25 protein-coding genes are annotated in these 24,629 nt (G+C 62.9%); 12 read left to right on the top strand and 13 right to left on the bottom strand.

The window, feature by feature from the left end:
- Positions 1–57: 57 nt before the first annotated feature.
- Positions 58–1,068 (top strand): DUF6607 family protein, encoded by a 1,011-nt coding sequence (locus D1227_RS09980; protein ID WP_119404608.1) that lies wholly within the window; start codon positions 58–60, stop codon positions 1,066–1,068.
- 52 nt (positions 1,069–1,120) lie between these two features.
- Here D1227_RS09980 and D1227_RS20345 read toward each other — a convergent pair whose 3' ends face one another.
- The gene (locus D1227_RS20345; RefSeq protein ID WP_267896325.1) at positions 1,121–1,255 is read right to left on the bottom strand and encodes a hypothetical protein; all 135 of its coding nucleotides are present in this window, start codon (positions 1,253–1,255) and stop codon (positions 1,121–1,123) included.
- A gap of 171 nt (positions 1,256–1,426) precedes the next feature.
- On the opposite strand from D1227_RS20345, the gene D1227_RS09975 reads away from it, so the two are divergent.
- Positions 1,427–2,053: an HD family hydrolase gene (locus D1227_RS09975; RefSeq protein ID WP_233350042.1), complete on the top strand. Its 627-nt coding sequence runs from the start codon at positions 1,427–1,429 to the stop codon at positions 2,051–2,053.
- Positions 2,050–2,997, top strand: coding sequence for an NUDIX hydrolase (locus tag D1227_RS09970; RefSeq protein ID WP_119377549.1), 948 nt, complete (start codon positions 2,050–2,052; stop codon positions 2,995–2,997). The genes D1227_RS09975 and D1227_RS09970 overlap by 4 nt, the downstream gene beginning before the upstream one ends.
- On the opposite strand, the gene D1227_RS09965 is transcribed toward D1227_RS09970, so the two are convergent.
- Positions 2,994–3,713: a rhomboid family intramembrane serine protease gene (locus tag D1227_RS09965; RefSeq protein ID WP_158586623.1), complete on the bottom strand. Its 720-nt coding sequence runs from the start codon at positions 3,711–3,713 to the stop codon at positions 2,994–2,996. The genes D1227_RS09970 and D1227_RS09965 overlap by 4 nt on opposite strands.
- A 74-nt stretch (positions 3,714–3,787) precedes the next feature.
- Between D1227_RS09965 and D1227_RS09960 the strand changes: the two genes are divergently transcribed.
- Complete coding sequence (locus D1227_RS09960; RefSeq protein ID WP_119377551.1) at positions 3,788–4,969, top strand: acyl-CoA dehydrogenase family protein; 1,182 nt, start codon at positions 3,788–3,790, stop codon at positions 4,967–4,969.
- 120 nt (positions 4,970–5,089) lie between these two features.
- Here the strand turns inward: D1227_RS09960 and D1227_RS09955 are convergent, their stop codons facing one another.
- Positions 5,090–5,788, bottom strand: a complete 699-nt coding sequence (locus D1227_RS09955; protein ID WP_119404605.1) for an OmpW/AlkL family protein — start codon at positions 5,786–5,788, stop codon at positions 5,090–5,092.
- Between the two features lie 243 nt (positions 5,789–6,031).
- Between D1227_RS09955 and D1227_RS09950 the strand changes: the two genes are divergently transcribed.
- The 3 genes from D1227_RS09950 to D1227_RS09940 all read left to right on the top strand — a co-directional run bounded on the left by D1227_RS09950 (position 6,032) and on the right by D1227_RS09940 (position 7,992).
- A complete protein-coding gene (locus tag D1227_RS09950; protein ID WP_119404604.1) occupies positions 6,032–6,517 on the top strand; it encodes a transcriptional repressor in 486 nt (161 codons plus the stop codon).
- Positions 6,514–6,939: a hypothetical protein gene (locus tag D1227_RS09945; protein WP_119404603.1), complete on the top strand. Its 426-nt coding sequence runs from the start codon at positions 6,514–6,516 to the stop codon at positions 6,937–6,939. Before D1227_RS09950 ends, D1227_RS09945 begins: the two co-directional genes overlap by 4 nt.
- Positions 6,940–7,068: 129 nt before the next feature.
- A complete protein-coding gene (locus D1227_RS09940; protein WP_233350035.1) occupies positions 7,069–7,992 on the top strand; it encodes a thioesterase family protein in 924 nt (307 codons plus the stop codon).
- Here D1227_RS09940 and D1227_RS09935 read toward each other — a convergent pair.
- The 6 genes from D1227_RS09935 to D1227_RS09910 form a co-directional block, all read right to left on the bottom strand.
- Positions 7,989–8,957, bottom strand: coding sequence for an alpha/beta fold hydrolase (locus D1227_RS09935; protein ID WP_233350033.1), 969 nt, complete (start codon positions 8,955–8,957; stop codon positions 7,989–7,991). The genes D1227_RS09940 and D1227_RS09935 overlap by 4 nt on opposite strands.
- On the bottom strand, positions 8,957–9,706 hold the full coding sequence (locus tag D1227_RS09930) for a DUF4197 domain-containing protein (protein ID WP_119404602.1): 750 nt from the start codon (positions 9,704–9,706) through the stop codon (positions 8,957–8,959). Before D1227_RS09930 ends, D1227_RS09935 begins: the two co-directional genes overlap by 1 nt.
- 147 nt (positions 9,707–9,853) lie before the next feature.
- Positions 9,854–10,198, bottom strand: a complete 345-nt coding sequence (locus D1227_RS09925; protein WP_119404601.1) for a hypothetical protein — start codon at positions 10,196–10,198, stop codon at positions 9,854–9,856.
- A 96-nt stretch (positions 10,199–10,294) separates the two neighbouring features.
- Positions 10,295–10,720, bottom strand: a complete 426-nt coding sequence (locus tag D1227_RS09920) for a hypothetical protein (RefSeq protein ID WP_119377558.1) — start codon at positions 10,718–10,720, stop codon at positions 10,295–10,297.
- A 165-nt stretch (positions 10,721–10,885) separates the two neighbouring features.
- Entirely contained in the window at positions 10,886–12,649 is a 1,764-nt protein-coding gene (gene argS, locus D1227_RS09915; RefSeq protein WP_119404600.1) for an arginine--tRNA ligase, read from the bottom strand.
- Between the two features lie 28 nt (positions 12,650–12,677).
- Positions 12,678–13,235 (bottom strand): hypothetical protein, encoded by a 558-nt coding sequence (locus D1227_RS09910; RefSeq protein ID WP_233350031.1) that lies wholly within the window; start codon positions 13,233–13,235, stop codon positions 12,678–12,680.
- Between the two features lie 121 nt (positions 13,236–13,356).
- On the opposite strand from D1227_RS09910, the gene ispH reads away from it, so the two are divergent.
- From ispH to D1227_RS09895, 3 genes are all read left to right on the top strand, one after another.
- Positions 13,357–14,307 carry a 4-hydroxy-3-methylbut-2-enyl diphosphate reductase gene (gene ispH / locus D1227_RS09905; RefSeq protein ID WP_119404599.1) on the top strand — a complete coding sequence of 317 codons (951 nt, stop codon included), beginning with the start codon at positions 13,357–13,359 and terminating at the stop codon, positions 14,305–14,307.
- A gap of 55 nt (positions 14,308–14,362) precedes the next feature.
- The gene (gene purB, locus D1227_RS09900; RefSeq protein ID WP_119404598.1) at positions 14,363–15,655 is read left to right on the top strand and encodes an adenylosuccinate lyase; all 1,293 of its coding nucleotides are present in this window, start codon (positions 14,363–14,365) and stop codon (positions 15,653–15,655) included.
- A gap of 90 nt (positions 15,656–15,745) precedes the next feature.
- Positions 15,746–16,243 (top strand): hypothetical protein, encoded by a 498-nt coding sequence (locus tag D1227_RS09895; protein WP_119404597.1) that lies wholly within the window; start codon positions 15,746–15,748, stop codon positions 16,241–16,243.
- 10 nt (positions 16,244–16,253) lie between these two features.
- On the opposite strand, the gene D1227_RS09890 is transcribed toward D1227_RS09895, so the two are convergent.
- The gene (locus D1227_RS09890) at positions 16,254–17,687 is read right to left on the bottom strand and encodes an alanine/glycine:cation symporter family protein (RefSeq protein ID WP_119404596.1); all 1,434 of its coding nucleotides are present in this window, start codon (positions 17,685–17,687) and stop codon (positions 16,254–16,256) included.
- Here D1227_RS09890 and D1227_RS09885 point away from each other — a divergent pair.
- Positions 17,686–18,222, top strand: a complete 537-nt coding sequence (locus D1227_RS09885) for a thioredoxin domain-containing protein (protein WP_158586622.1) — start codon at positions 17,686–17,688, stop codon at positions 18,220–18,222. The two genes, D1227_RS09890 and D1227_RS09885, sit on opposite strands and share 2 nt — an antisense overlap.
- Before the next feature lie 117 nt (positions 18,223–18,339).
- Positions 18,340–20,316 (top strand): transglycosylase domain-containing protein, encoded by a 1,977-nt coding sequence (locus D1227_RS09880; protein ID WP_233350029.1) that lies wholly within the window; start codon positions 18,340–18,342, stop codon positions 20,314–20,316.
- Between the two features lie 20 nt (positions 20,317–20,336).
- Here the strand turns inward: D1227_RS09880 and D1227_RS09875 are convergent, their stop codons facing one another.
- From D1227_RS09875 to D1227_RS09865, 3 genes are all read right to left on the bottom strand, one after another.
- Entirely contained in the window at positions 20,337–21,926 is a 1,590-nt protein-coding gene (locus D1227_RS09875; RefSeq protein WP_119377565.1) for an FMN-binding glutamate synthase family protein, read from the bottom strand.
- A 262-nt stretch (positions 21,927–22,188) separates the two neighbouring features.
- Positions 22,189–23,325 carry an acyl-CoA dehydrogenase family protein gene (locus D1227_RS09870; protein WP_119377566.1) on the bottom strand — a complete coding sequence of 379 codons (1,137 nt, stop codon included), beginning with the start codon at positions 23,323–23,325 and terminating at the stop codon, positions 22,189–22,191.
- A 69-nt stretch (positions 23,326–23,394) separates the two neighbouring features.
- Positions 23,395–24,609 (bottom strand): acyl-CoA dehydrogenase family protein, encoded by a 1,215-nt coding sequence (locus D1227_RS09865; protein ID WP_119377567.1) that lies wholly within the window; start codon positions 24,607–24,609, stop codon positions 23,395–23,397.
- Between the last annotated feature and the right edge of the window lie 20 nt (positions 24,610–24,629).

Genomic DNA, 24,629 nt, shown 5'->3' with positions numbered 1-24,629 from the left:
TTCTTAGTTTCATTATCAATCAGGGCTGCTTTGAAGCCTGAAAATCGAGGAACCCGCATGCCCGAAATCACCCGTTCTGCAGCCGCCATTACACTTCTCGGCGTCCTCTCAATGACCGCCATGGCACAGTCGCCCAACCCGGATGCCACTTTTGAGCAGGACCGCGAGGCGATCCTCGCCATGGCCGGCGACTACAAGGTGACGTTTGACTTTCGTGAGACGGTTCCGCTGACAGAGGGCTACACGCTGAAAGACCCGAAGCTGTCAGGCGGCTATGAGATCGTCCGCGTCATCGAAGACCGCGGCGACTTCATCAGCCTGCAGCACATCCTCGTCGTCGGCGAGGAAGGCGAGGAGTTCCCGATCAAGCACTGGCGCCAGGACTGGACCTATGAGCCTGCCGAAGTGCTCAGCTTTGTCGGCGGCAATGCTTGGGAGATGCGCCCTGTCAGTGAAGCTGATGCCGATGGAGCCTGGGCGCAGGAGGTCTATCAGGTCGACGATTCCCCGCGCTATGGCGCCGTGGGTGACTGGACGCATGATAACCACGTTTCGCAGTGGACGCCGCCCGCCGAGTGGCGCCCGCTGCCGCGCCGCGACATGACCACCCGTGACGACTATGACGCCGTCCTTGCCGTCAACCGTCACACCATTACGCCGGATGGCTGGGTGCATGAGCAGACCAATTCAAAGCTGGTGCTCGACGAGGATCCGAATGTCCTGGTACGCGAAATCGGCGTGAACACCTACATCAAGGACAACGCCTTCCCGGTCGAGGTCGGCGACGCTTACTGGGCAGCCACGCAGGATTACTGGGCGGGCGTCCGCGAGGATTGGGAGGCGCTTGAGGCGGCCGGCGCGCCCTTCGGCCTGACCATGCAGGGTGAACCGGAAGCGCTTTATCAGCCGCTGCTCGCGCTCGCCGGAGAGGTCGAGGACGGCACCAAGACAGTCGAGGACGCGATTGCCGAAGCGGGCGATGTCATCGCTGAATACACCACGACGGATATCGGCACGCTTGAAGAGCGCGTCGATCGCACGTCCGAAAAGCAGGACGGGGCCTATTAGGCCCCGTTGCAATCGCAGTCTTTGAGCAAGCTTGGCACCAGTCTCGCGAGGCCTAGTCCTCGAACTCGTCCTCGCCAATGTCCCCCCAGAGGACCTTGCGGCTGGAACGGGCGGCCTCGATTACAACGATCAGGGCCGCCCCAGCCAGTACCCACCATGCCGTTGCAGGATTGGCTGCAACGTCCATCACCATTTCCACCATCGTCTTTACGCCTCGGGCTTGTTGTTCGTCCGTTGATCCGGTTATCGCTGTCACGTCTTAACGGGAGCTGAGCAAACCCCATGCCGAGCAGTCGGAATGGTAAGCGAAATGCGGGCTTTTCTTTACCCGGCTTGCCAATGGATTAAAGAGGGCGCCATGAGTACGCGCCCCAAACCCGTCCCGCGAAATGCCCCCGCACGCGTCTGGCAGCGCATGCTGTCGGGCCGGCGCCTCGACCTGCTTGATCCGTCGCCGGTCGACGTGGAGGTTGACGATATCGCCCATGGTCTGGCGCGTGTTGCGCGCTGGAATGGGCAGACGATTGGTGACCACGCCTTCTCGGTGGCCCAGCACAGTGTCATTGTCGAACAGGTCTGTGCCCGGCTCGAGCCTGGCCTGCGCCCCTCCGAACGCCTGATGGCGCTGCATCATGATGCGGCCGAATATGTCATCGGCGACATGATCTCTCCCTTCAAGGCAGTGCTTGGCGATGGCTACAAGGAAATCGAGAACCGTCTGTCCGAGGCGATCCATATCCGCTTCGGCCTGCCCGCGCGCCTGCCCGCCAGCCTGAAGCGGCTGATCAAGCGGGCTGACAATATATGTGCCTGGTATGAAGCGACGCAGCTCGCCGGGTTCGGCACGACCGAGGCTGACCGCTTCTTCGGCTCACCGCCGCGCACGATCCAACTCGACCTGATGCCCGAAGCGCCCAACACGGCCCAGGCCAGTTTCACCGCCCGCCACGAGGCCCTGCTGAAAGAGATGGAGGCCCGCCGGTGACAACAGCGCTGATCATTGGCCTGTCGGTCGTGATTGTTGCTGCAGACGGCGAGACGCCATGCGTTCTCGTCACGCGCCGCGACGGCGGGCTGGCTGGCCTGCCCTTCGGTACGTTCGATCCCGCGCGCCATCGCACGTTCGAACTGGCCCTGCGCGGCTGGGTGCGTGAGCAGACCGGCTTCGATCTCGGTTATGTCGAACAGCTCTACACCTTTGGTGACCGGGACCGCGAAACGCCGGAAGCCACGCTCGCCGATGCGCCGGCGAATGCGCGCGTCGTTTCAGTCGGCTATCTCGGTCTGACACCGGACCCGACCAAGCCGCCAGAGGCCCTCGATGCGCGCTGGCGCGGCTGGTACAGCCTCTTTCCGTGGGAGGATCACCGCAATGGCCGCCCGGCTATCATCGATGAGGTCATTGCCCCGCGCCTGTCGACCTGGGCGGCGGGCAATGAGCCGCGCCAGCTGCGCGCCAATCTCGCCTTCGGTCTCGACGGGCAGGACTGGATCGATGACCGCGTGCTGGAACGCTATGAACTGCTGTATGAGGCTGGGCTCGTCACGGAATGCGCGCGCGATGCGGGCCTGCCGCTGCCGGATGTGAAGCTCGGCGAGCCAATGGCGTCCGACCACCGGCGCATCCTCGCAACGGCCATGGGCCGCCTGCGCGGCAAGATTCGCTACCGCCCTGTGATCTTTGAGCTGATGCCGGAGCGTTTCACCCTCTCGGCACTGCAGATGACCTGCGAGGGCATACTCGGACTGAAACTGCACAAGCAGAATTTCCGCCGGGCGCTCGACCGGACGGACCTCGTCGAAGGCACCGGCGAGATGATGGACCGCACTGGCGGCCGGCCGGCCGAACTTTACCGCTTCCGGCGCGAGAAGCTGCGCCGCAGCGCGGCCCTCGGCATCACGACACCGGCCATCCGGCGCGACAGCTAGCGCAGCCGGTCAGCCACAGCTGGATTGAAGACGCGAAGCAGGATCGGGAACAGGATAAACCCGCCCGCCAGGCCGCCAAGGTGCGCGGCCCAGGCGATGCCTATCCCGAAGATCGAGCCGATGACGGCTGTCCCTGCAAAAGCGATCACGAGGTTGATGATCAGCCAAGGAATGGAGATCCTCACCGCCTGCCTGAACCCACCCATCAGCCAGCCAACCGCCGGCAGGAAGCCTGACAGGCCCGAAGACGCGCCGATCATCATTTGCGACTGGCCGCTGGAGACGGCCCAGACCGTTTCCGCGAGCGCGCCAGCAATCGAAGCGCCTGCGAAGAAGAGGAGAAAGCCGATCGCCCCCTTGGTGCCTCGCCCGAACGCCATGGCAATCGGGGGGCCGAAGGCGATCATGGCCGTCATGTTCATTGCCAGGTGAAAGAAATTACCGTGCAGCAGGACGTGGAGGATGTATGGCGCCAGCGGCCCGAACGGCCGGGGCAGACCCTCATATTGCGGCCCGGCGACCACGGCACCCGCCCTCAGCATCCAGTCTTCCAGATAGGGCTGCGCCATGAACAGGACGGTACTGGTCCCGATGATCACGGCGCTGAGAATCAGCACCACGGCCGGGAAGCGATTGAATATTGGTTCGCGCGGACGAAGGTCCTCAGAAGGGTCGTATCGGTACACCCGGGAGATATGGGGCCACCGGGCCTGCATTAAAGCCTGTGCCTGATGCGCCATCCCCCGACGTCACGAATTGATTTCGCCGCCCGCGCCGACATTCTCGGCGCATGAGCAAATATCGTGACATCACTTTCGACAGTCTCCGCCCGCCCGCGCCCTGGATGGACGAGACCCATTCCATCTGGCGCAACTCCGTCCGCGCGTTCGTGGACAAGGAACTGGTCCCCCATATCGAGGAGTGGGAGGCCGCAGGCGAAATCCCGCGCGATGTCTATCCCAAGGCAGCCGAGGCCGGCCTCATCGGCATGGGCTATCCTGAGAAGTATGGCGGTGCCGGCACAGACTTCGACCGCTTCCACGGCACCGTCACGTCAGAGGAACTGGCGCGCATGGGCGCTGGCGGCGTGTCCTCGGCGCTGATGATCCACGGCATCGGTCTGCCGCCCGTCATGGCGCTCGGCACGGAGGAGATGAAACAGGAGATCGCGCCGCAGGTCCTCTCCGGCAAGAAGCAGATCAGCCTCGGCATTACCGAACCGGGCGGCGGGTCCGACGTCGCACAGCTCAAGACGAATGCGAAACGCTCGGGCAATGGCTGGGTGGTGAACGGCTCGAAGACCTACATCACCGGCGGCTGCACCTCGAAGTGGCTCACGACAGCTGTGCGCACGGGTGGGCCAGGCATGGGCGGAATCTCGCTGATGCTGATCGACCTGGAAGCCGAAGGCGTCTCGCGCACATCCCTGCCCAAGATGGGCTGGTGGGCCTCCGACACCGCAACCATCCACTTTGACGACGTCTTCGTGCCCCCGGAAAACCTGATCGGCGAAGTCGACAGGGGCTTCTATGGCATCATGGCCAATTTCAATGGCGAACGCCTCGGCATGGCGGCGCAAGCCACGGCCTGTGCCCGCGTCTGCATCGAGGAGGCTGCCGCATGGGCGCAGCAGCGCGAGACCTTCGGCAAGCGCCTCGCCGACCACCAGGTCATCCGTCACAAGATATCCAGCATGTGCCAGCGCGTCTGGGCATCCACCGCGATGCTCGACCAGCTGACCTGGCGCGTCCAGAATGGCGAGCAGCCCGTGGCAGAGCTCGCCATGCTGAAGGTGCAGGCCACAGAGACGATGGAGTACTGCGCGCGCGAAGCCATGCAGATCCTTGGCGGCGCCGGTTTTATCCGTGGCCACCGGGTCGAGCGCATCTACCGCGAGGTCCGCGTCATGGCGATTGGCGGCGGCTCGGAAGAAATCATGCGGGACCTGACAGCCAGGCAGCTGGGGCTTTGACGCCCTTGAATTCAGGTGCGGCGCCGACCACTACACGGCCTTCCCTTCCGCAAAAGAATAAGGCGGGGGCCCCCAGCAACAAGGGCTCCCCGCCATCTCCAGCCTGTAGGGAGTGACAGGCTAGAATCTGTATCCGAGACCAACCCCGACAATCACCGGGTTGATATCGACGTCGGCCTGGACCTTCACGGTGTCGACACCGAGCGACGAGCCAAGCGCGCTGGACAGGTTCACTGTCACATCGGGCTCGATCCAGACTTTCTTGACGTCGGCATTGATCGCCCAGCCGCCGAATTCGCCGTCAAGGTCATAGTCGAAGCCAGCCTGCAGAGCGAAGCCGACCGTCGGGTCGTATTCGATCCCGTCCGCAACCGGGCCTTCATCCTCGTTGAAGAAGAAGGTGGCGTTCACGCCAGCCCCGACATAGGGCTTGAAGGACGAGCCGGTATCGAAGTGGTATTGCAGGGTGAGCGTCGGCGGCAGAAGCCAGACATCGCCCAGGTCCACGGTCGCATCATCCAGCACACCCGGCACCGTAACGCCGGTTGCCTTCACATCGTGCGGTGTCACGCCGAGGATCAGCTCGGCAGCGATGTTCTTCGTGAAGAAGTAGGTGATATCGAGTTCCGGCACATACTGGTCGGAAATGTCGACAGTGCCCGGCAGGGCGCCACCACCAACCCTTAGCGATGCGCCTTCATCCGGCAGGACGCCGATGACCCGGCCACGGACCATCCAGTCGCCTGGCTCAGCCACGGCCGTCGATGCTCCCCAGACAGCAGATGCCGCCATCAGAGCCGCTAGCAGACCACGTTTCATAAAAAGCCTCCTCAACAAGTGCTGAGGCGAGCTAACCTGCTGGAATAAAAAACGATATTGGCCCGTTTGCCGCGCGCCGAAGCACCGCGCGACATGTGCGCTCAACTAGGGATTAGCCCTTATCGACATGCCGCACCGCAGGCGCAATTGTGAGCACATGGCCGCCTCGTTTCTGGCCCCATCCAGGCCCCTTTCAACTGAAGGGGGCTGGAAATCCCGGCGAAATCGTCCGACATTGGCCTGATGGCGCACGCTCATCCTGATACGCACGCACACGTCAACACGCCCTGCAGCCCGCAGGACGTCGAAGCGTTCCTTGAACAGGCAGAGCTGCTCGCCGAGCGAAATGGCCAGCGGCTGACAAAGATCCGGCGCAAGGTCCTGCGCCTGCTGCTGGAAAGTTCCGAACCGTCGAAAGCCTACGACCTTCTGGCCAATCTCGATGGGGAAGGTTCGGCCAAGCCGCCGACGGTCTATCGCGCGCTCGACTTCCTCCAGGAGGTCGGCCTTGCCCACAAGATCGAGAGCCTCAACGCCTATGTCGCCTGCGGGCATGCCAGCCACAAGCACTCGGCGGTCTTCCTGATCTGCGATGAATGCGGCGCGGCTGAGGAACTTCACGCCGTTGCGACGACCGAAGCGTTGCGCTCGGAGACCGAAGGCGCCGGCTTTCGCATGCATCATGCCGTGATCGAGGTTCGCGGCATCTGCCGGGCCTGCACGTCATGAAACGGCTTTTCCTCGCCGGCCTTCTCTGGCTTGGCGGGTTGTCGGCCGCAGCGAGCGAGTCGGCCTTCGATGCCGCGGTCCAGGCCGGAAGCTGGCAGGGCTGCGTCTATGAAGAGGGCTACACGCCCTATCCCATCCGCCTGACGGTGCGCGGTGAGGATTTCTTCGTGTCCTACCCAGAGCTGGACTGCATTGGCGGCCACAATGCCGGACTGAAACCCGACGGGTTCGACGCCATGGAGGTGATCGTCGTGAACACCGCCCAGCGCTGCGCGACGAACCTGCCGCTTCGCTACACGCTGCGTCCTGACGGACTTCGGATCGACTACTTTGCCGGTGCGCGGGGAACTTATGCCTTGCTGCACCCGTCCCTGCCCGGAACGCCAGCGCCGGAATGTGACGAACCGGACGCGGTCTCCTGAACCCTGCCTGCCCTGGCCAAAGCTTTCGATTCGACTTGCCGACATCATCCGCTATGACGGGCGCAAAGTGGGCGACCTCCGATTCGCCCGACAGAAATCTGGACCGAAGCAGGAAAAGCCGCGGCTGACATGATCGATCTTTGGAAGGGAATCGCCAACACCTGGGACTGTGACGAGATGGGGCACATGAATGTGCGCGTCTATGTCGAGAAGGCCTTCGAAGGGCTGGGGACGCTGGCGGGCCATTGCCATCTCTCGCATGCCTATCAGGAGAATGCGCCCTCCACCCTCGTCCCGCTGGAACAGCACATCCGGTTCATGCGCGAAGTCCACCCCGGCCGCCCGCTGTCCATGACAGGCTGCGTCCTGGACGTGGATGAGACCACGGTGACTGTCTACCAGCAACTGAACCACGGCGACGGCTCGGTCGCGGCGGCCTTCCGCACCCGGCTGCAACACGCCGCCAGCCATGACGGCAAGGCGTTCGCGTGGAGCCAGCGGACCCGTGAGACGCTGGAAGCGCTCAAGGATACGCCGCCAAAGGAGACTGCGCCGCGTGGCCTCGATATTAACGCAGAACCGCTGGCCGACAGCGAAGTCTCGAAGGCGGTGGCCGATGCCCAAGGGGTCAAGACACCCGGTCTGGGCATGGTTCCTCGGCAGCATTGCGACATCTTCGGCCGCATGATCCCGTCATGGTTCATCGGCCGGGTGTCGGATGCGGTGCCCAACCTGCTTTACGACTGGCGCCTGAAAGTGGCCGGGGGCGAAGGCGGGCAACGGATGGGCGCCGCCGTGCTGGAGTACCGGCTGATCTATCGCCGCTGGCCGAGGCCCGGCGACGGGTTCGAGATCCGCACCGCCTTTGCCAGCGCGCAGGAAAAGACCCATTCACTCGTTCACTGGATGCTTGACCCGCAGAGCGGTCGGCCATGGATGACGAGCCAGGCGGTTGCCGTCACCTTCGATCTCGACACCCGAAAGGCGATGAAGACACCCAAGGATTTGATGGACGATCTCGAACGGATCGCACCGGGAAAGATCGCGCTCTAGCCGGTCCCGTGCAGGCTGCGCCGCATCGGGCCTTCATCGCCTGCCGAAAACCCTTCAATCAGACGCGCAATCGCCGTGGAAAGCTCGTCACGCACTTCATAGGGCGCTTCCATCGGATGGAAGTGTGACGTGTTCGGGCGGTCCTTGAGGACAAGGTTCGGATACTTGTCCAGTATCATGTCGGCGACCTTGTCAGTCATGACCGGCGCGATTTCAGGCCGAAGGATAACGACCGGCATGTTGAGCTTCTTGACCTTGGACAGCGCGCCCCAGGGCTGGTTGCGCTGGGCATTGAAGGTTGCCGCTTCCCAAGCCGGATCGCAGGTCAGGCGCCAGCGCTGGTCCTCGCTGCCATAGGGGTTCTCGTCGACGCGCTTGAGGCCGTCCATCAGATAGTCATCGAGAAACGGCTCGCGCCAGGATTTGAAGGCGCCCTTGCCCTTGTAGGATTCGCGGGCCGCTTCCATGCTCGGGAACTCTGCGCGGCGTTTCTTGGCTTGGCGCGCCATCTGGTTGCCGCCCCCGATGATCGGCGTCAGGAAAGGCAGCAAGTGCTTGATGAAATAATAGCGCCGCGTGAGGATCACCGGGTCGACGAGTACCAGACCCTTGACGAGGTCTGGCCGCTTGCCAGCGACCAGCAGGGCCACGCAACCGCCCATGGAATGACCGCCGAGGACCACAGGCCGCGTCGCATTGCGCTCAAGAAAGGCGATCACATCGTCGCGATATTTGTGCCAGGACTTCAGCTTTTTTGGCTCGGCCGCAAGCGTCGTGCGGCCATGGCCGCGCATGTCCAGCGCCGTCACCTTGGTACGAAGGCCGAGCGGCGCCAGAAGCGACTGGTAGGTCATCGCATTGAAGCCCGTCGCATGCAGCCAGAGCGCCGCCATTTCGAGCGCCGGGTTTCCGAAGTCGATGGCCTGCATTTCGCCGTCGGCAAATTCTGTCCGGTATCTGCGCATCAGCGGGCCCCAAATACCTTGCGCAGGAGTTCGGTCGTCCGCGCGACGGGGTTTTCCCGGATCTTCTGCTCTTCGACGGCGAGATAGTCGAACATGCCATCAAGGCCGAGACTGACGGCGTGATCGGTCAGGGACGTCTTGTAGTCGACCGCGGCCACAGCAAGTAGCGGCACGGACGATGTCACGGAATCGAGTGTCTGATAGGCGCCCGATGCCTCCAGCGCCTGCTCGACATAGGGCTTGAAGGTTGCGCGCAGCGAGGTCTCCGTCCGCCCGCGCAGGAAGTCGGTCGCGGCCGTATCGCCACCGTTCAGGATGGAAACTGCGTCCTGGATCGTGATGGACCTCACCGCGTCGATAACAATCTTCTTGCCGGCCGGCACAGCGTCTTCGGCGGCCCGGTTCATGCGCAGCTGCAAATCATCCAGCGGCGCCGACAGGCCAACTCTGGCCAGCTCGCGCTGGGCTTCCCCAAGCCGCCCGGGAAGTGGGATGCGGATTTTCGGGTCTGCCCAGTAGCCATCGGTCACACCGATCTGGCTGGCGACGCGTTCCGTGCCGATTTCGAGGGCCTGACGCAGGCCGGCTTCGATCTCCGCCCGGGTCAGTGCGCCCTGGCTCGTGCCGCTGGTCCCCGGATAGCCGGAAATGCCACCAAGGACGTCACCCAATCCACCGACAGACCCGTCGCTTTCACAAGCCGCCGGAAGGAAACATGCGAGAATGGCTCCCAGAATGACGCGCCGCATGTTTGTCCTCTCCTACTCTACCCGCCTGTCTTGAAACGATTTTCAACGTCCCGTTAAACCGGTCGGTCCTCGCTGGGCAGAGTCTGCACAGACCCCGTGAGACTTGTAAAGCGCTGTCGGGCTCAGGCCTGTTGTCGCAGCGCAGCCTCAGGCTTTGTCGGCCAGCCGGAATATGGCCGTGGCTTTCAGCAGGACCTTGCCGCCGCAGCTCAGGCTTCCATTCATGAAGGCAAGTGTGCGGGTCTGCCGGTCGACCTCGGTCTGGATGGCAACCTCGCCGCCCTGGAAGGCCGTGCCTGTCATGTCGAGGCTGACAGAGACGGTGTGGGCGGCTCGATCCCCGGCAATGCTCTCGGCCAGGGAACGCAGGCCCTGGATTATCAGCGCCGCCAGCAACTCGTCCGAAGCGTCGGGCAATGTCGCGGTGCCGTTACCGGGCGATGCGTAATTGATGGCGGGGAAGATGGATGCGGGCGCAGCGGTGTCTGTCATGACCGGTTGCTAGATCGCCCGCCGGAAAAAGAAAAGGCCTGCCGCACGGAGAGTGCAGGACAGGCCCTTCCATTGGAGCTTGTGTGGCGAGGCCGGTCAGGCGACGGCTGTGCGGCGCTCTTCGCCTGCGGACGGATCGGTAACGATCAGGTCGCCGAGATGGCCAATGCCGCTGACACTGTAGGTCTTTTCCATATGCTCGCCGACGCACTGCAGCAGCTGGGCGATCTGTGAGTGGCCGAGCCCGATCTTGTGCAGGCTGGCAAACATGGACAGCGAAACGTGCTGGCGCCCGCCCGGTGTCTGTTCAATGAGGCGAGCGATTGTGCCGGTCGCCGCGCCGCTCTGGGCGCCTGTGGTCGCAGAAAGGGTCCGCGCGCCGGGCATGCGGGAGAAGACTTTCTCGATCAGCGGCGCGCCTTGTCGTTCGGCGGTGTTGAAGAGTACGCCGAGCGCGTCGCGCGCCTGGCTTTCGTCCAGTCCTGTTTTCTCGGACGTGGTTCTGATCAGGTCGTTCAGCATGTCAGCCTCCTCAACACTTAGCCTCGCAGGCTTAAGAGGCTAGGCGCCGTCGGTTAGCCGACCGTAAAGAGCCGCCCCTGATTCGTTCACTTTTTCAGGGCGAATCCTTAAAACGCGTTAGGGCCGGGTAAAAATTTTCAGGGGTTCCGTTAACGAATCGCCGATCTACATCCGCTCCGGCGCTTCGATTCCGAGGATACCAAGGCCGGCTTCGAGCTGTTTCAGCACCGCCTCGCAAAGCCCAAGTCGGGAGGCGCGGACAGCCGCATCTGCCTCATTCGCGATCGGCGCATCGGCATAGAGCGCGCTGAAAGCCTGGGCGAGCGTGTAGACATGTTCGCACAGGATATGCGGCTGGCGTTTGGCATGCGACTGGGCGAGCGCATTGGCAAATCCATCCATGGCGAGCACGAGCGCACGTTCTGTATCGCGTTCGATGGTGACCGGCCCCGGCTCGTGACCGGCCTCTCTGGCCCGCCGCAGCAGAGATTTGATCCGCACCGCCGCATACAGCATGTACGGCCCCGTCTTGCCTTCGAAGCTGGTGAAGCGCTCAAGGTCGAAGACGTAATTGGTCGTTCTGACATTCTGAAGATCTGCAAACCGCAGCGCGGCACGCGCGACGAGCATGGCAATCCTGCCGCGTTCCTCATCGCCAATATCGCCGGAAAGCCCCGTCTCGCCGATCTTCTTCTCAGCCTCCTCAAGCGCCATGCGGTTGAGGTCCGACAGGCGGAGCACACCACCCTCGCGGGTCTTGAAGGGCTTTCCGTCGGTCCCGTTGACCGTGCCGAAGCCGATATGCTCCATCCGCTCCTCGGCCATCAGCCCGGCCATGTCGGCCGCACGGAAGACCTGTTCGAAGTGCAGCGCCTGACGCTGATCGACGACGTACAGCATCCGGTCGGGGTGAAGCGTCTCGATCCGGTCGACGATCGTCGCAAGATCGGTGGCGTGATAGCCGGTGCCACCGCGCGAGTTGATGAGCAAGAAGGGCGGCATCTCCTTCTTGTCGCTCTCGCGCGAGACATCGATGATCCAGGCCCCGTCATCAAGCTTCGCCAGCCCTTTTGCCTTGAGGTCCTCGACCATACCGGGGATCAGGTCATCGACATCGCTCTCACCCTTCCACAGGTCGAATTCGACCCCCAGGAAGCTGTAATCCACCTTCAGCGCCTCGACAGAGACATTGATGAAATGGCGCAGCAGTGCGCGATAACCCGGATGGCCAGCCTGCATCTCCGCGACGGCCAGCTGGCTCGCCTCATTGCGCTGGGGATCTTCCTTCGCCTTGGCCGAGGCCTGCGGATAAAGCCGGCCGAGGTCCTCGATCGTGACCGGCGGCTCGTCCGGATAGGGGCCTTTGAAGTCCGGATCGAAATAGACAAGGTCCGGCTGCTCAGCGAACAGTTCGGTGATGAGATGGCCCATCTGCAGGCCCCAATCGCCGAGGTGGGCATCGCCCGTCACATCATCGCCGAGGAAACGGAACAGCCGCACCAGCGTATCGCCGATCACGGCCGAGCGCAGGTGGCCGACATGCATCGGTTTGGCGACATTCGGCCCGCCAAAGTCGATCACGACCTTTTCGGTGGCCTCCAGCTTGCCGCCGCCAGCCTGCGCATCGGTGCGGATGAATTCGGTCTGCCGCGAGAGGGCCTCGCCGGAGACGCGGATGTTTAGGAAGCCCGGCCCCGCAACATCGACGCGCTCGATCGGTCCCTTCCCGCCGATCCGTTCTGCGATCTTTGCGGCCAGGTCACGCGGAACGAGGCCCTGCGACTTTGCCGCGCCCATGCAGCCATTGCACTGGAAGTCGGCCAGCTCCGGCCGGTCGGAACGGCGCACAGCGCCCCAGCGCGCTTCAAAACCTTCGGCTTCAAAGGCAGCGGCACACGCCGCCGAGAGTTCAGTGGCGAGATCGCTCATCCTGGTCCCCGGTTTTCTTCTTTAGGATCTACTGGCCCGCATCCAGGCGGAAACGGCGGCCTTGCCGGTTGAACGCCAGCTGGTCGTCGGTCAGGTCGAAACCGACGACGACCTCGAAGTTCGCGCCGGAAATCGTCGAATCGGCCCGTGGAATGATGATGTCTTCCACGGTAACCGTCTGCCCCGTGACCTTCTCGCCTGCGAAATTCGCATCCACGGAGAAGTACTGCTTGGCGAGCACTTTCGAGCTGCGGCGCGTCACCGCGACCCAGTAACGATATTCGTGACGATTGGCGTCCGCTTTCGGCCCCTTGCCGAAGGCAAAGTCCAGTTCGAGATTGGCGCGCAGCGGCTGGTCATCGACATAGCGGCAGAACAGGCGGATGCCATTCAGCTCACCTGTATAGGTGATGTTGCTGAAATTCGGCTCCTCGCCTTCCAGCTCGACAATGCGCGATGCATCATAAAGGACCGCAGCTGGCGGACAGGGTCCGGCATTGTTTCTGGTGTCGAATGCCCGGGTGACAGCGTTGCTCGAACACGAAGCAAGCATCAGTCCGGCTGCAATTCCCGCAAATACGCGCATGTTGAATGCCTTGTCACTCTTGGCCTGAGCCTTCAGGCTGTCCATCTGGAACGGGGAGTGTTACCGGGCACCTGAAGATGGCGCAACGTCCCATCTGCCTTACGGTGCAGCAAGGAGCGATATGCAAGGCCGCAAACTCGAAATCAGGCTCGCCGCACCGCGCGGATTCTGCGCTGGCGTCGACCGTGCCATCCAGATCGTCGAAGAGGCGCTCGGAAAATGGGGCGCCCCTGTCTATGTCCGCCATGAGATCGTGCACAACCAGCATGTCGTCTCACGGCTGGAGGGCATGGGCGCCGTCTTCGTCGAGGAGCTGGACGAATGCCCGCCGGACCGGCCCGTGGTCTTTTCTGCCCATGGTGTGCCGAAAGCGGTCCCTGCAGAAGCCGAGCGCCGCGAGATGGTTTATGTCGACGCGACCTGCCCGCTGGTGTCCAAGGTGCATGTCGAGGCCGAACGCCACCACAAGGCTGGCCGCGAGATCGTGCTCATCGGCCATGCCGGCCATCCGGAAGTCATCGGCACGATGGGGCAATTGCCCGACGGCGCGATCACGCTGATCGAGACAGAAGACGATGCCCGCGCCTTCGAGCCGAAGAACGCCGCGAATGTCGCTTTCGTCACCCAGACCACGCTTTCGGTCGATGACACCGCCGATATCGTCGCCATCCTGCAGGACCGCTTTCCGGACATCAGCGCGCCGCACAAGGAAGATATCTGCTACGCCACCACCAATCGCCAGGAAGCGGTGAAAGCCATGGCCGAAGGCTGTGACCTTTTCCTCGTTATCGGGGCTGAGACCTCTTCGAATTCCAAACGCCTTGTGGAAGTCGCGAAACGCGCCGGCGCGAAAGATTCCAGGCTGGTCGCGAGCGCATCGAATGTCGACTGGGACTGGTTCCAGGGCGTGGAAACGCTCGGCCTCACGGCTGGCGCCTCAGCCCCTGAAGACCTTGTCCAGGGCCTCATCGCCGCCTGCCGCGCACGCTTCGACATCGAGGTCGTGCCCGTGACGACAGCGCGGGAAACGGTGACGTTCAAATTGCCAAGGGTGCTGGCCGCGGAAGTCTAGGACTTGCCCCTTCTGCCCATCGGCGTAGAACGCGCGGCAAGAACGGAGAGGCCCGATGATTCCACGCTATGCCCGCCCTGAGATGACCGCGATCTGGTCGCCGGAAGAAAAGTACGGCATCTGGCTGGAAATCGAGACGCTGGCCGCCGAGGCGATGGAAGAGCTGGGCCAGATCCCGGCAGGCACCTCTGCCGCCGTGCGCGAGAAGGCAAGCTTCGAGGTCAACCGCATCGACGAGATCGAGGCCGAGGTGAAGCATGACGTCATCGCCTTCCTGACCAATGTCGCCGAACATGTCGGTGAGCCCGCGCGCTTCCTGCACAAGGGCATGACGTCGTCCGACGTGCTCGACACCTGCCTCAACGTGCAGCTGGTGCGCGCCGCTGACCTGCTTCTCGTCGGCATGGACCGCGTCCTCGCCGCCCTCAAGACACGCGCCAAGGAGCACAAATACACGCCCAAGATCGGCCGCAGCCATGGCATCCATGCCGAGCCGACAACCTTCGGCGTCACGCTCGCCACCTTCTATGCTGAGTTCGCGCGGGGCCGCGAGCGGCTTGTCGCCGCCCGCAAGGAAGTTGCCACCTGCGCCATCTCCGGCGCGGTCGGCACCTTCGCAAATATCGATCCGCGCATTGAGGAATATGTCGCCGAGAAGCTCGGTTTCGAGCCGGAGCCGGTCTCCACGCAGGTCATCCCGCGCGACCGCCACGCCATGTACTTTGCCACGCTGGGCGTGATTGCCTCATCGATCGAACGCCTTGCGACCGAAGTGCGCCACCTGCAGCGCACAGAAGTGCTGGAAGCCGAGGAGTTCTTCTCGAAGGGCCAGAAGGGCAGCTCGGCCATGCCACACAAGCGCAACCCGGTGCTGACCGAAAACCTGACCGGCCTTGCGCGTCTCGTCCGCTCGGCTGTGACCCCGGCGCTGGAGAATGTCGCCCTCTGGCATGAGCGCGACATCTCGCACTCTTCGGTCGAGCGTGGCATCGGACCGGACGCGACCATTCACCTTGATTTTGCCCTTCACCGCCTCGCGGGCGTGGTCGAGAACCTGCTTATCTATCCCGACCGGATGATCGGGAACATGGAGCGCCTCGGCGGGCTGCATAACTCCCAGCGCGTGCTTCTGGCCCTCGTCGAGGCCGGCGTCAGCCGCGAGGATTCCTATCGCCTCGTCCAGCGCAATGCGATGAAGACCTGGGCCGGCGAAGGCGCTTTCCTCGATTTCCTGAAGGCCGATGACGAAGTCTCTTCCAAGCTCAGCGATGAGCAGCTCGAAGCCCTGTTCGATCTCGACTATCACTTCAAGCGCGTCGACCTGATCTTCGACCGGGTCTTCGGCTAGATCGAATTTTCCTGAAATTCAAAATCGCGCGCACACGCCGCGCCAAGACTGATCGCCTCTAATGACCCTTCCTGACAAGGAGGGCTGATCATGAGTGCATCCTGGAACATGGCCGTTGGCGAGACCTCGCGCCTGACAGCCACCCATGAGGATAATCTCCACCAGCCATCCGGCATGGGCAGCCTCGCCAATCTGGCCGACACGTTCGCGCGCCAGCTCTTCTGCGCCGCATTCGAGTGGGATGTCAGCGCGCCGCCTGCGATCACCGGCTATGATGCCGTCGATGGCGAAGGCCGGCGCTTTCGCATCAAGGGGCGCAAGCTGACGCCGTTTGACGGCTCGTGCCAGCTATCGGCCATCCGGAACCTGTCGAATGCGCCCTTCGACTATCTCGCCGCCGTCCTGTTCGATGCCAGCAGCCAGGTCCTGCGCGCGGCCATTGTGCCCGTCGACCTGCTACCCGAGTTTGCCACCTACCGGCGCAGCGTGAACGCGCATTTCGTCCATCTCGGCGACGCGGTGTGGCAGAGCCCGCGCGTGCAGGATGTTACGGCACACCTGCAGGCGGCGCTGCTGCGCCACCGCTGACACCCCTCCCTCAGGACGGGTGCCGGCTCGGCCGCTCAGTGAGCTGCCAGGCGGACTTGTCGATATCCAGGTCGTCGAACTTTTCCGGGTCGAAAACCGGGATCTTCACGCCGGCTTTTCGCTGATCATCGAAGTCCTTCATGACACGCAAGCCGATCGGGAAGAGCATGGCCACCGCAATCAGGTTGACGATGGCAAGCAGGCCCATGGTGACATCGGCAAAGCCGAACACAGAAGACAGGTCCAGCACCGCGCCAACCAGCACGAAGCCGATGACGATGAACCGGTAGGTCATGAAAGCTGTCTGGTTGTCCGGGATGTAGTAATCGACCGCCGTCTCACCGAGATAGTAGGAATACATGATCGAGGAGAAGGCGAAGAGGAACAGCGCGACGGCGATGAAATACTCCGCCCACCCCCCGATATGGTCGGAAAGGGCAACCTGCGTCATCACGACCCCGTCCACATCCGCACCGTAATAGGTCTGATGCGACAGGATGATGATCAGCGCCGTCACTGTGCACATGACGATCGTGTCGATGAAGACCGACAGCGACTGCACCATGCCCTGCTGGGCCGGGTGCTCGACATAGGCCACCGCCGCGACGTTGGGCGCCGAACCGAGACCGGCCTCGTTCGAGAACAGGCCGCGCCGTACGCCCTGCATGATGGCCGCGCCTATACCGCCGCCAATCGCTTCGTTCAGTCCGAAGGCGCTGGTCACGATCGTGGTAAGCGCGGCGGGAATCTCGGTGATATGCAGGCTGAGGACGAGGATGCCGACCAGCGCATAGAACACCGCCATGACGGGCACGATGAACTCCACGACGCTGGCGATCCGGTGCAGGCCGCCGAGGATGACCACGCCGACCATCACAGCCAGGACCACGCCCGAGCCCATGCGCGGCAGCTCGAATGCGCTCTCGACCGAGCTCGTCATCGCAAAGCTCTGGAAGCAGATGAAGGCAAAACCGAAGGTCACAAGCAGCAGCAGCGAGTAGACAAAGCCCATGATCGGGGCTGCCGGGCCAAGCTTCTTTCCAAGGCCGTGCTTGATGTAATAGGCTGGCCCGCCGCGGAAATCGCCATTCGGTTCCTTCTGCTTGTAGAGCTGGGCCAGCGAGCATTCGAAATAACTCGTCGCCATGCCGACCAGGCCGACAATCCACATCCAGAAGATCGCCCCCGGCCCGCCAAGCGCAATGGCCACCGCCACGCCTGCTATGTTGCCGCCGCCGACGCGTCCGGCAACGGACAGGGCCAGCGCCTGGAAGGAAGAGGGCTGGTCCGTCTCATGCTGGAAGCCCTGCCCCAGCACGGAAAACATGGATCCGAACAGTCTGAACTGGACGCCCCTCGACCAGAGTGTGAAGATCAGGCCGATCGGGATGAGGGTGAAGATGAGGATTTTTCCCCAGATGAGATCGTTCAGGAAAGCGAGCATGACATCCTTGTTAAGTCTGGCTTGGACCCGTCTTAGAGGCCGGGCACGCGGGAGTAAAACCGCCCGCTGTATCGGGGCTGGTCTAATCATAGGCCTGCTTGCTCCGCAGGCGAGTTTTGCCGAAGCGAAACTGAAACTGATCACACTCACGGCCGACTGGTGCGCGAAATGCCACGTTCTCGAACCGGCCCTGTCCCGGGCGTTGCAGACGATACCATCCGGAACGGTCGACTATGTCGAAATCGACCTGACGCATATGCGCGACGGACCCGAGGCGCGGCAGGGTGTCAGCGCAGCAAGCGCGGCCCGCCTCGCCATTCACAAGGCTGGCTGGATCTGGGAGGCCTATGGCGAGCGAACTGGCTTCGCCTTTCTCATCGACGCTCGTTCGGGGGAGCCTTTCGCCTGCCTGACCAGCGCCATCCCGGCCGAAACCATGGCATCGCAGCTCAAGCTTGCCTCCCGGATGGCCGAAGACACAGAAAGCATACCTTACAGCAAGAGCGGCCCTGACTGCCCCGCCCTGATCGGCTAGGCATGAATTCGGCAGGTTATCGGACTGTGCGGCAGGTTCATCTCGCCTTCAGCCTGCCTCATTTAGAGCGCATAGCGCTGCCGGAATTTCAGGAAGATCCCGACTGGAAGGACCTACGTGGCCGCTAAACCGACGCAACGGACCGCAACACACCGTGCCCGCGCATCCGGCGGCGGCTGGTTTTCGGCGATCCTGCGCGGAAAGCCGATCCTGAAATGGAGCCTGATTACCAGCCTGGTCGCCATGATGATCGCAGGCGCTGCAGGCTGGATCTACTGGCAAAGCCTCTATCGCGGCATGCCGGAGCTGCCCTCCAATGAGGCCCTCTGGGCCAGCGGTCGCGAGCAGGCCATCGAATTTGTCGATGCCAATGGCCAGACCATCGCCATCCGTGGCCCGCGCTACGGCCGCGCCATCAAGCTGGAGGACCTGCCGCCGCACGTCCCGCAGGCGTTCATCGCGGCCGAGGACAAGCGCTTCTACGAACATGACGGCGCCGACACCCGCGCCATCATCCGCGCCGTGTGGGCCAATGTCACATCTGGCGAGACCGTGTCGGGTGCCTCGACCATCACCCAGCAGCTGATCAAGAACCTGGTGCTGACGCCGGAGCAGACGCTGAAACGCAAGGCGCAGGAAATCCGCCTCGCCCGCCGGCTTGAAGAACGGCTGAGCAAGGAGCAGATTCTCGAGCTTTATCTCAACCGCGTCTATTTTGGCGCCGGGTTCTACGGCCTCGGCGCCGCTTCACGCTTCTATTTCGGCAAGCAGCCAGAGGAATTGAGCATCGCAGAGGCCTCCCTGCTGGCGACGCTTCCGCAAGCACCCTCGCGCCTCGCGCTGACCAACAACATGACCGACGCAAAGACCCGCCAGCGCTATGTGCTGAAGGAAATGGTCGATGCTGGCTTCATCACCGCGCCGCAGGCCGCAGCCGCCGAGATCGAGGAAGTTTCGCTCGCCGAAGCGCCCGAACGCGACCCGCAATTCGGGTATGCCCTCGATGTCGCGACCGAGAAGATCGACGAGATCCTGCCCACCGTACCAGGCGACCTGATCGTCCAGCTGACCATCGATGCGGACCTGCAGTCGGCCATGGACGAAGCGTTCACCGCGCGCATGGAAGAGGAAGGCACCAAGGTGAATGCGAGTCAGGCAGCCGGCATTGTGCTCGATACCAAGGGCCGGATCCTCGCCATGTATGGCGGCGTCGATTACACCGAAAACCAGTTCAACCGCGCGACGCAGGCGCTGCGCCAGCCCGGCTCCTCCTTCAAGCCTTTCGTCTATGCCGCCGCCATCCAGATGGGCCTGTCGCCCTATGAGGTGCGCCGCGACGAAGAAATCACCATCGATGACTGGACGCCGGAGAATTACAGCCGCGTCTTCCACGGGCCGATGACGCTGTCGGAAGCCCTTAAGGACTCCGTCAACACGATTGCCGCCCAGCTTGCCCAGGAAGTCGGTGAAGAGACGATCATTGCGCTTGCGCGGCGTTTCGGCATGGCGAGCGCCGACAAGATGCGGCCCCTGCCCTCCATTGCGCTCGGCTCGCAGGAAGTCACCCTGCAGGACCTCGCGCGGGGCTATGGCGTGTTCATGACCGGCGGGAAGCGGATCGACCCGTACATCGTGGAGAAGATCTCGAACTCGCGCGGGGATGTCCTTTATGAGCGCCCGCAATACGATTTCGAACAGGTCTATGAGCGCGACAATGCCGAAACCATGGTCGCCATGATGGAACGGGTCATTACGGACGGCACCGGGACCCGCGCCCGTCTCGATGGCTGGCAGGTCGCAGGCAAGACCGGCACCAGCCAGGACTTCCGCGACGCCTGGTTCGCTGGCTTCTCAGCTGCCCGCGTCGGCGCAGTCTGGGTCGGCAATGACGATGACAGCCCGATGAAGGAAGTCACCGGCGGCGGCCTGCCCGCATCGCTCTGGCATGATATGATGGTGCTCGCCCATGACGGGCTGAAGCCGCAGCCGCTGGCCGGGGCCGGCACGCTGATCACCCTCTCCCCGCAGGTTCAGGAACGCATCGCCTTCTACCGCGACCTCAGCATGGCGTTCGAAGGCGCGTTGACCAACTAGCCTGTTTTGGCCGGACCGCCTCAGCGCACGGGGGCGAAGCTGCCCGCCTGGGCCATCGACCATTCGCGCCTCAGCGATGTGCTCTCGGGGTCTTCGAGCAGGACGCCCGGCTTGAGCAGCTTGTAGGCGATGTGGCCCGGCTCGGTGATGTCCTCGGTGACCCGGTGCATGATATGGCGCGGCGTCAACTCGCTCGGGTGGCTGCACCCAGCTGCACCGACCACTTCCATCAGAGCGCGCACCGTATTGCGATGGAAATTGTAGACCCGCTCGGCCTTGTCGGAAACGACAAGCCCGCTCTGACGGGATGGATTGGTCGTCGCAATGCCGGTTGGGCAGGTATTCTTGTGGCAGTTGAGCGACTGGATGCAGCCCAGCGAAAACATGAAACCACGCGCCGTGTTGATCCAGTCGGCACCGAGCGCCATGCTTGCTGCCATGGCGAAGGCCGATATCTGCTTGCCGCTGGCGGCCAGGCGGATCTCGTCCTTGAGGCCGCAGCCGACCAGTGCATTGCGCACCAGCACCAGGCCCTGGCGCAGCGGCGCGCCGATATGGTCCATGAATTCGGCCGGCGCCGCACCGGTGCCCCCCTCGGCGCCATCGACGACGATGAAGTCAGGTTTGATCTCCGTCTCGAGAATGGCCTTGCAGATGGCAAGGACTTCCCAGCGATTACCGACGCAGAGCTTCATGCCCACCGGCTTGCCACCGGACAGCTCGCGCAGTTCGCCCACCCATTCCATCAGGCCTGTCGGGGTGGAAAAGGCGGTATGGGCGGGCGGCGAAAAACAGGTCTCGCCAATCGGAATGCCGCGTGCCTCCGCAATTTCTGCAGTGACCTTGGAGCCGGGCAGCACGCCGCCATGACCGGGTTTGGCCCCCTGGCTGAGCTTGATCTCGATCATCTTGATCTGGTCGGAAGCGGCTACATCCGCAAAGCGCTCGCGGTCGAACCCGCCATCCCTCGCCCGGCAGCCGAAATAACCCGAGCCCAGCTCCCAGACGAGATCGCCGCCACCGGCCCGGTGATACTTTGAAACACCGCCCTCGCCGGTGTCGTGATAAAAGCCGCCTTTTGCCGCGCCCCGGTTGAGGGCCTCGATGGCATGGGCGCCGAGCGAGCCGAAGCTCATCGCAGATATGTTCAGCACGCTCGCCGAATAGGGCTTGGCTGTCCCAAGCGCGCCGACCATCACACGCGGGTCTTCGTCCTCATTGTGACGCGCGGCGATCGAGTGCGAGAGCCATTCATAGGGCGGCTTGTCGATATCGAGCTGGCTGCCGAACGGCTCCACCGAGGACACATCCTTGGACCGGCGGTACACCATCGTCCGCTCTTCATGGTTGAACGGTCGGCCTTCGGTCTCGCTCTCGACGATGTAGGACCGCAGGAAGGGCCGCAACTCTTCGGCAATCCACCTTATCCGGGCGAGGATCGGATAGTTGCGCCACAGCGTGTGGCTTGTCTGCAGGAGATCATAAAGGCCAAGCAGCGAGAGCGCGGCAAAAAAGACGACACCGATCGCGAACCAGGGGCTGATGGCCATGAGCGCGGCGAAGGCGCCGGTCAGCAGGATGACAATGGCGAGCGGCAGGAAGCGGTACATGACGAATCAAACCTCGCTGGATGGCCCGCGCAACTTAGCCCGGCGCTGCGAGTCTGCAATGCGGCATGCATGTGAAGCCGGCTCGCTGGCGAGTAATCCGCAGCCCCGATGGAACTGGCGCGTTCTGCACCTGTTGTTACTGTTCCAGACGCGATCTGGTGGCCGTGCGTGCGAAACCGGACCATTCTCATGCGCACGGCTGACGGGCTGGAGCTCTCGAATAGGGCTCCAGCCCGTTTGAATTCATGCCATTGCTTCGATGCTAGAAATCGTTCAGCCGCGCGAACCGGTCGCGGTGAAAACTCGCCGACCCCAGCAGCGCTTCCTGTACCCGAGCCCGCTTCATATAGAAGCCGGCATCGTGGTCGTCGGTCATCCCGATACCACCATGCAGCTGCACCGTATCGTTCGACACCAGATGGACCGTCTCACCGGCCCGCGCCTTGGCGAGGCTGGCCAGTTCGGCAAGGTCATTGCGCTGCTCATCCACTGCCGAAAGCGCTGCTGACACGCAGGACGTCGTCAGTTCGATCTCGGTGAACATCTTCGCCGCGCGATGCTGCAGGGCCTGGAAGGACCCGATCAACTGGCCGAACTGCTTGCGCGTCTGGAGGTACTCGTGGGTCATCTCAAACGCAGCGATTGACGAGCCGAGCATTTCTGCGGCCAACGCAATCCGTCCACGATCCAGCACCGGCTCCAGCAAGTCGTGGCCCTTGTCCGGGGCGCCGAGGACATGGCTGTCATCGACGTGCACGCCATCCAGCGTCAGGTGAGCGGCGCCATGGCTGTCCACCGTCTTCAGCGTCTGGACCGTCAGCCCTTTTGCGTCGCGCGGCACCAGGAACAGCGTCAGGCCGTGCGTATCGCCGGCTTCGCCAAAGGTGCGGGCGACCACGATGAACACGTCTGCGTGATGGCCGTCCTGGACGTATTTCTTCGCTCCGTTCAGCGTGTAGCCCTGCCCGTCGCGTTCCGCTTCAGTGGCAACGCCCGTCGGGTTGTGGTGGGTGCCCTCATCGAGGGCCAGCGCTGTCGTGATCTCACCGGAGGCGATCTTCGGCAGCCATTCCTTTTTCTGCGCCTCGGTGCCACCCAGCAGGATGGCTGATGCGCCGATGCAGGCAGTCTGCAGGAGCGGCGTCGAAGCCAGGGTGCGCCCCTGGGCTTCCATGACCTGGCCAAGCGCGACCATGCCCATGCCGACGCCGTCATACTCTTCCGGGATCAGCACACCGAAAAAGCCAAGCTCGGCGAGCTGGTTGCGCGCGTCGGGGTCGACGCCATTCTTGCCGCTGTCACGCAGGGTCCGCAGGTGTTTCACCGGCAGCTCGTCACGCGTGAAATTCATCGCAGTGTCGCGCAGCATCTCCTGGTCTTCAGTCAGGACAAATGTCATCTCGTATTTCCTCTTTCCTTTGAGGGCGCGCCATCTGTAGGCGCGCGCCGGAACCTTGCTTTGGGCGTCCTACTGGTGATCGCGCAGGCCAAGGACCCGCTTGGCCACGACGTTGAGATTGATCTCGCTCGTGCCGCCCTCGATGGAGTTGCCCTTCGAGCGCAGCCATCCACGGGTCGCCATCTTCGCGCCCTTGTCGAAGCCCTCGCCTTCCCAGCCGAGGCCTTCGGTGCCGAGCGCCTCGATCATCAGCTCGAACTTGTCCTGGTTCATCTTCGCCGCGGCATATTTGATGATGGAGGCCGTGTGACCGACTTCCTGACCGGCCTTGGCCTGCTCACCGGACCGCTTGACCGTCAGATTGAACGCCTTGGCATACATCATGTGGTCGGCGATGCGCCCGCGCAGGTCGCCATCGAGCACCTTGCCATCCTTGTCGGTGCCGACATGGATCTTGGCATACTCTTCCGGGCCCAGCATGCCCGAGCCGCGCGTGGAGCCAAAGCCGCCCGCGGAAATTGAGGAGCGCTCATGCTGCAGCAGGCGTTTGGCGATCTTCCAGCCGCCATTCACCTCGCCGACAAGCTGGTCCTTGGGCACTTTCACATCGTTGAAGAAGGTCTCGCAGAAGGGCGAGGAGCCGGAGATCAGTTTGATCGGACGGGTCTCGACGCCTTCGCTTTCCATGTCGAACAGGATGAAGCTGATGCCTTCATGCTTCTTGGACGTGTCAGTGCGCACCAGGCAGAAAATCCAGTCGGCCTGATCGGCATAGGAGGTCCAGACCTTCTGGCCGTTGATCAGGTAATGGTCGCCCTTGTCCTCGCACTTGGTCTGCAGACCGGCGAGGTCGGAGCCGGCGCCCGGCTCGGAATAGCCCTGGCACCAGCGCGTCCTGCCCATCACGATATCGGGCAGGAAACGTTTCTTCTGCTCTTCATTGCCGAATTCGATGAGGGCCGGGCCAAACATCCAGAGGCCAAAGGAAAAGAGCGGCGGGCGCGCATGAATCCGCGCCATTTCCTGCTCAAGCACCTTGGCCTGGTCGCGCGTCAGGCCGCCACCGCCATATTCCTTGGGCCATGTCGGTGCGGTCCAGCCTTTTTCACCCATCCGCTCCAGCCAGACTTTCGAGTCCGGATTCTTGAACTTTTCCCGGCGCCCGCCCCAGACAACCTCGTCTTCGGTCATCGGCGTTCGCATGGATGGCGGACAGTTTTTCTCAAGCCATTCGCGCACTTCCGCACGGAACGCTTCAAGTTCAGCAGGGCTATCATAGGCCATGTCAATTCTCCTCCGGACAG

Origin of the sequence: Henriciella mobilis, assembly GCF_003576315.1 — a bacterium.
Taxonomy (GTDB): Bacteria; Pseudomonadota; Alphaproteobacteria; order Caulobacterales; family Hyphomonadaceae; genus Henriciella; species Henriciella mobilis.
This window is presented reverse-complemented; position numbering and strand designations above follow the sequence as displayed.

Coding starts and splice junctions, on each gene's coding strand:
- D1227_RS09920 (WP_119377558.1), bottom strand. CDS start 10,720: ATGCTGAACGACCTGATCAGAACCACGTCCGAGAAAACAGGACTGGAC.
- D1227_RS09950 (WP_119404604.1), top strand. CDS start 6,032: ATGGCGCACGCTCATCCTGATACGCACGCACACGTCAACACGCCCTGC.
- D1227_RS20345 (WP_267896325.1), bottom strand. CDS start 1,255: ATGGACGTTGCAGCCAATCCTGCAACGGCATGGTGGGTACTGGCTGGG.
- D1227_RS09925 (WP_119404601.1), bottom strand. CDS start 10,198: ATGACAGACACCGCTGCGCCCGCATCCATCTTCCCCGCCATCAATTAC.
- D1227_RS09980 (WP_119404608.1), top strand. CDS start 58: ATGCCCGAAATCACCCGTTCTGCAGCCGCCATTACACTTCTCGGCGTC.
- D1227_RS09875 (WP_119377565.1), bottom strand. CDS start 21,926: ATGTACCGCTTCCTGCCGCTCGCCATTGTCATCCTGCTGACCGGCGCC.
- D1227_RS09870 (WP_119377566.1), bottom strand. CDS start 23,325: ATGACATTTGTCCTGACTGAAGACCAGGAGATGCTGCGCGACACTGCG.
- D1227_RS09940 (WP_233350035.1), top strand. CDS start 7,069: ATGATCGATCTTTGGAAGGGAATCGCCAACACCTGGGACTGTGACGAG.
- D1227_RS09885 (WP_158586622.1), top strand. CDS start 17,686: ATGACATCCTTGTTAAGTCTGGCTTGGACCCGTCTTAGAGGCCGGGCA.
- D1227_RS09930 (WP_119404602.1), bottom strand. CDS start 9,706: ATGCGGCGCGTCATTCTGGGAGCCATTCTCGCATGTTTCCTTCCGGCG.
- D1227_RS09945 (WP_119404603.1), top strand. CDS start 6,514: ATGAAACGGCTTTTCCTCGCCGGCCTTCTCTGGCTTGGCGGGTTGTCG.
- D1227_RS09975 (WP_233350042.1), top strand. CDS start 1,427: ATGAGTACGCGCCCCAAACCCGTCCCGCGAAATGCCCCCGCACGCGTC.
- D1227_RS09895 (WP_119404597.1), top strand. CDS start 15,746: ATGAGTGCATCCTGGAACATGGCCGTTGGCGAGACCTCGCGCCTGACA.
- D1227_RS09935 (WP_233350033.1), bottom strand. CDS start 8,957: ATGCGCAGATACCGGACAGAATTTGCCGACGGCGAAATGCAGGCCATC.
- argS (WP_119404600.1), bottom strand. CDS start 12,649: ATGAGCGATCTCGCCACTGAACTCTCGGCGGCGTGTGCCGCTGCCTTT.
- purB (WP_119404598.1), top strand. CDS start 14,363: ATGATTCCACGCTATGCCCGCCCTGAGATGACCGCGATCTGGTCGCCG.
- D1227_RS09890 (WP_119404596.1), bottom strand. CDS start 17,687: ATGCTCGCTTTCCTGAACGATCTCATCTGGGGAAAAATCCTCATCTTC.
- D1227_RS09865 (WP_119377567.1), bottom strand. CDS start 24,609: ATGGCCTATGATAGCCCTGCTGAACTTGAAGCGTTCCGTGCGGAAGTG.
- D1227_RS09965 (WP_158586623.1), bottom strand. CDS start 3,713: ATGCAGGCCCGGTGGCCCCATATCTCCCGGGTGTACCGATACGACCCT.
- D1227_RS09910 (WP_233350031.1), bottom strand. CDS start 13,235: ATGCGCGTATTTGCGGGAATTGCAGCCGGACTGATGCTTGCTTCGTGT.
- D1227_RS09960 (WP_119377551.1), top strand. CDS start 3,788: ATGAGCAAATATCGTGACATCACTTTCGACAGTCTCCGCCCGCCCGCG.
- ispH (WP_119404599.1), top strand. CDS start 13,357: ATGCAAGGCCGCAAACTCGAAATCAGGCTCGCCGCACCGCGCGGATTC.
- D1227_RS09955 (WP_119404605.1), bottom strand. CDS start 5,788: ATGAAACGTGGTCTGCTAGCGGCTCTGATGGCGGCATCTGCTGTCTGG.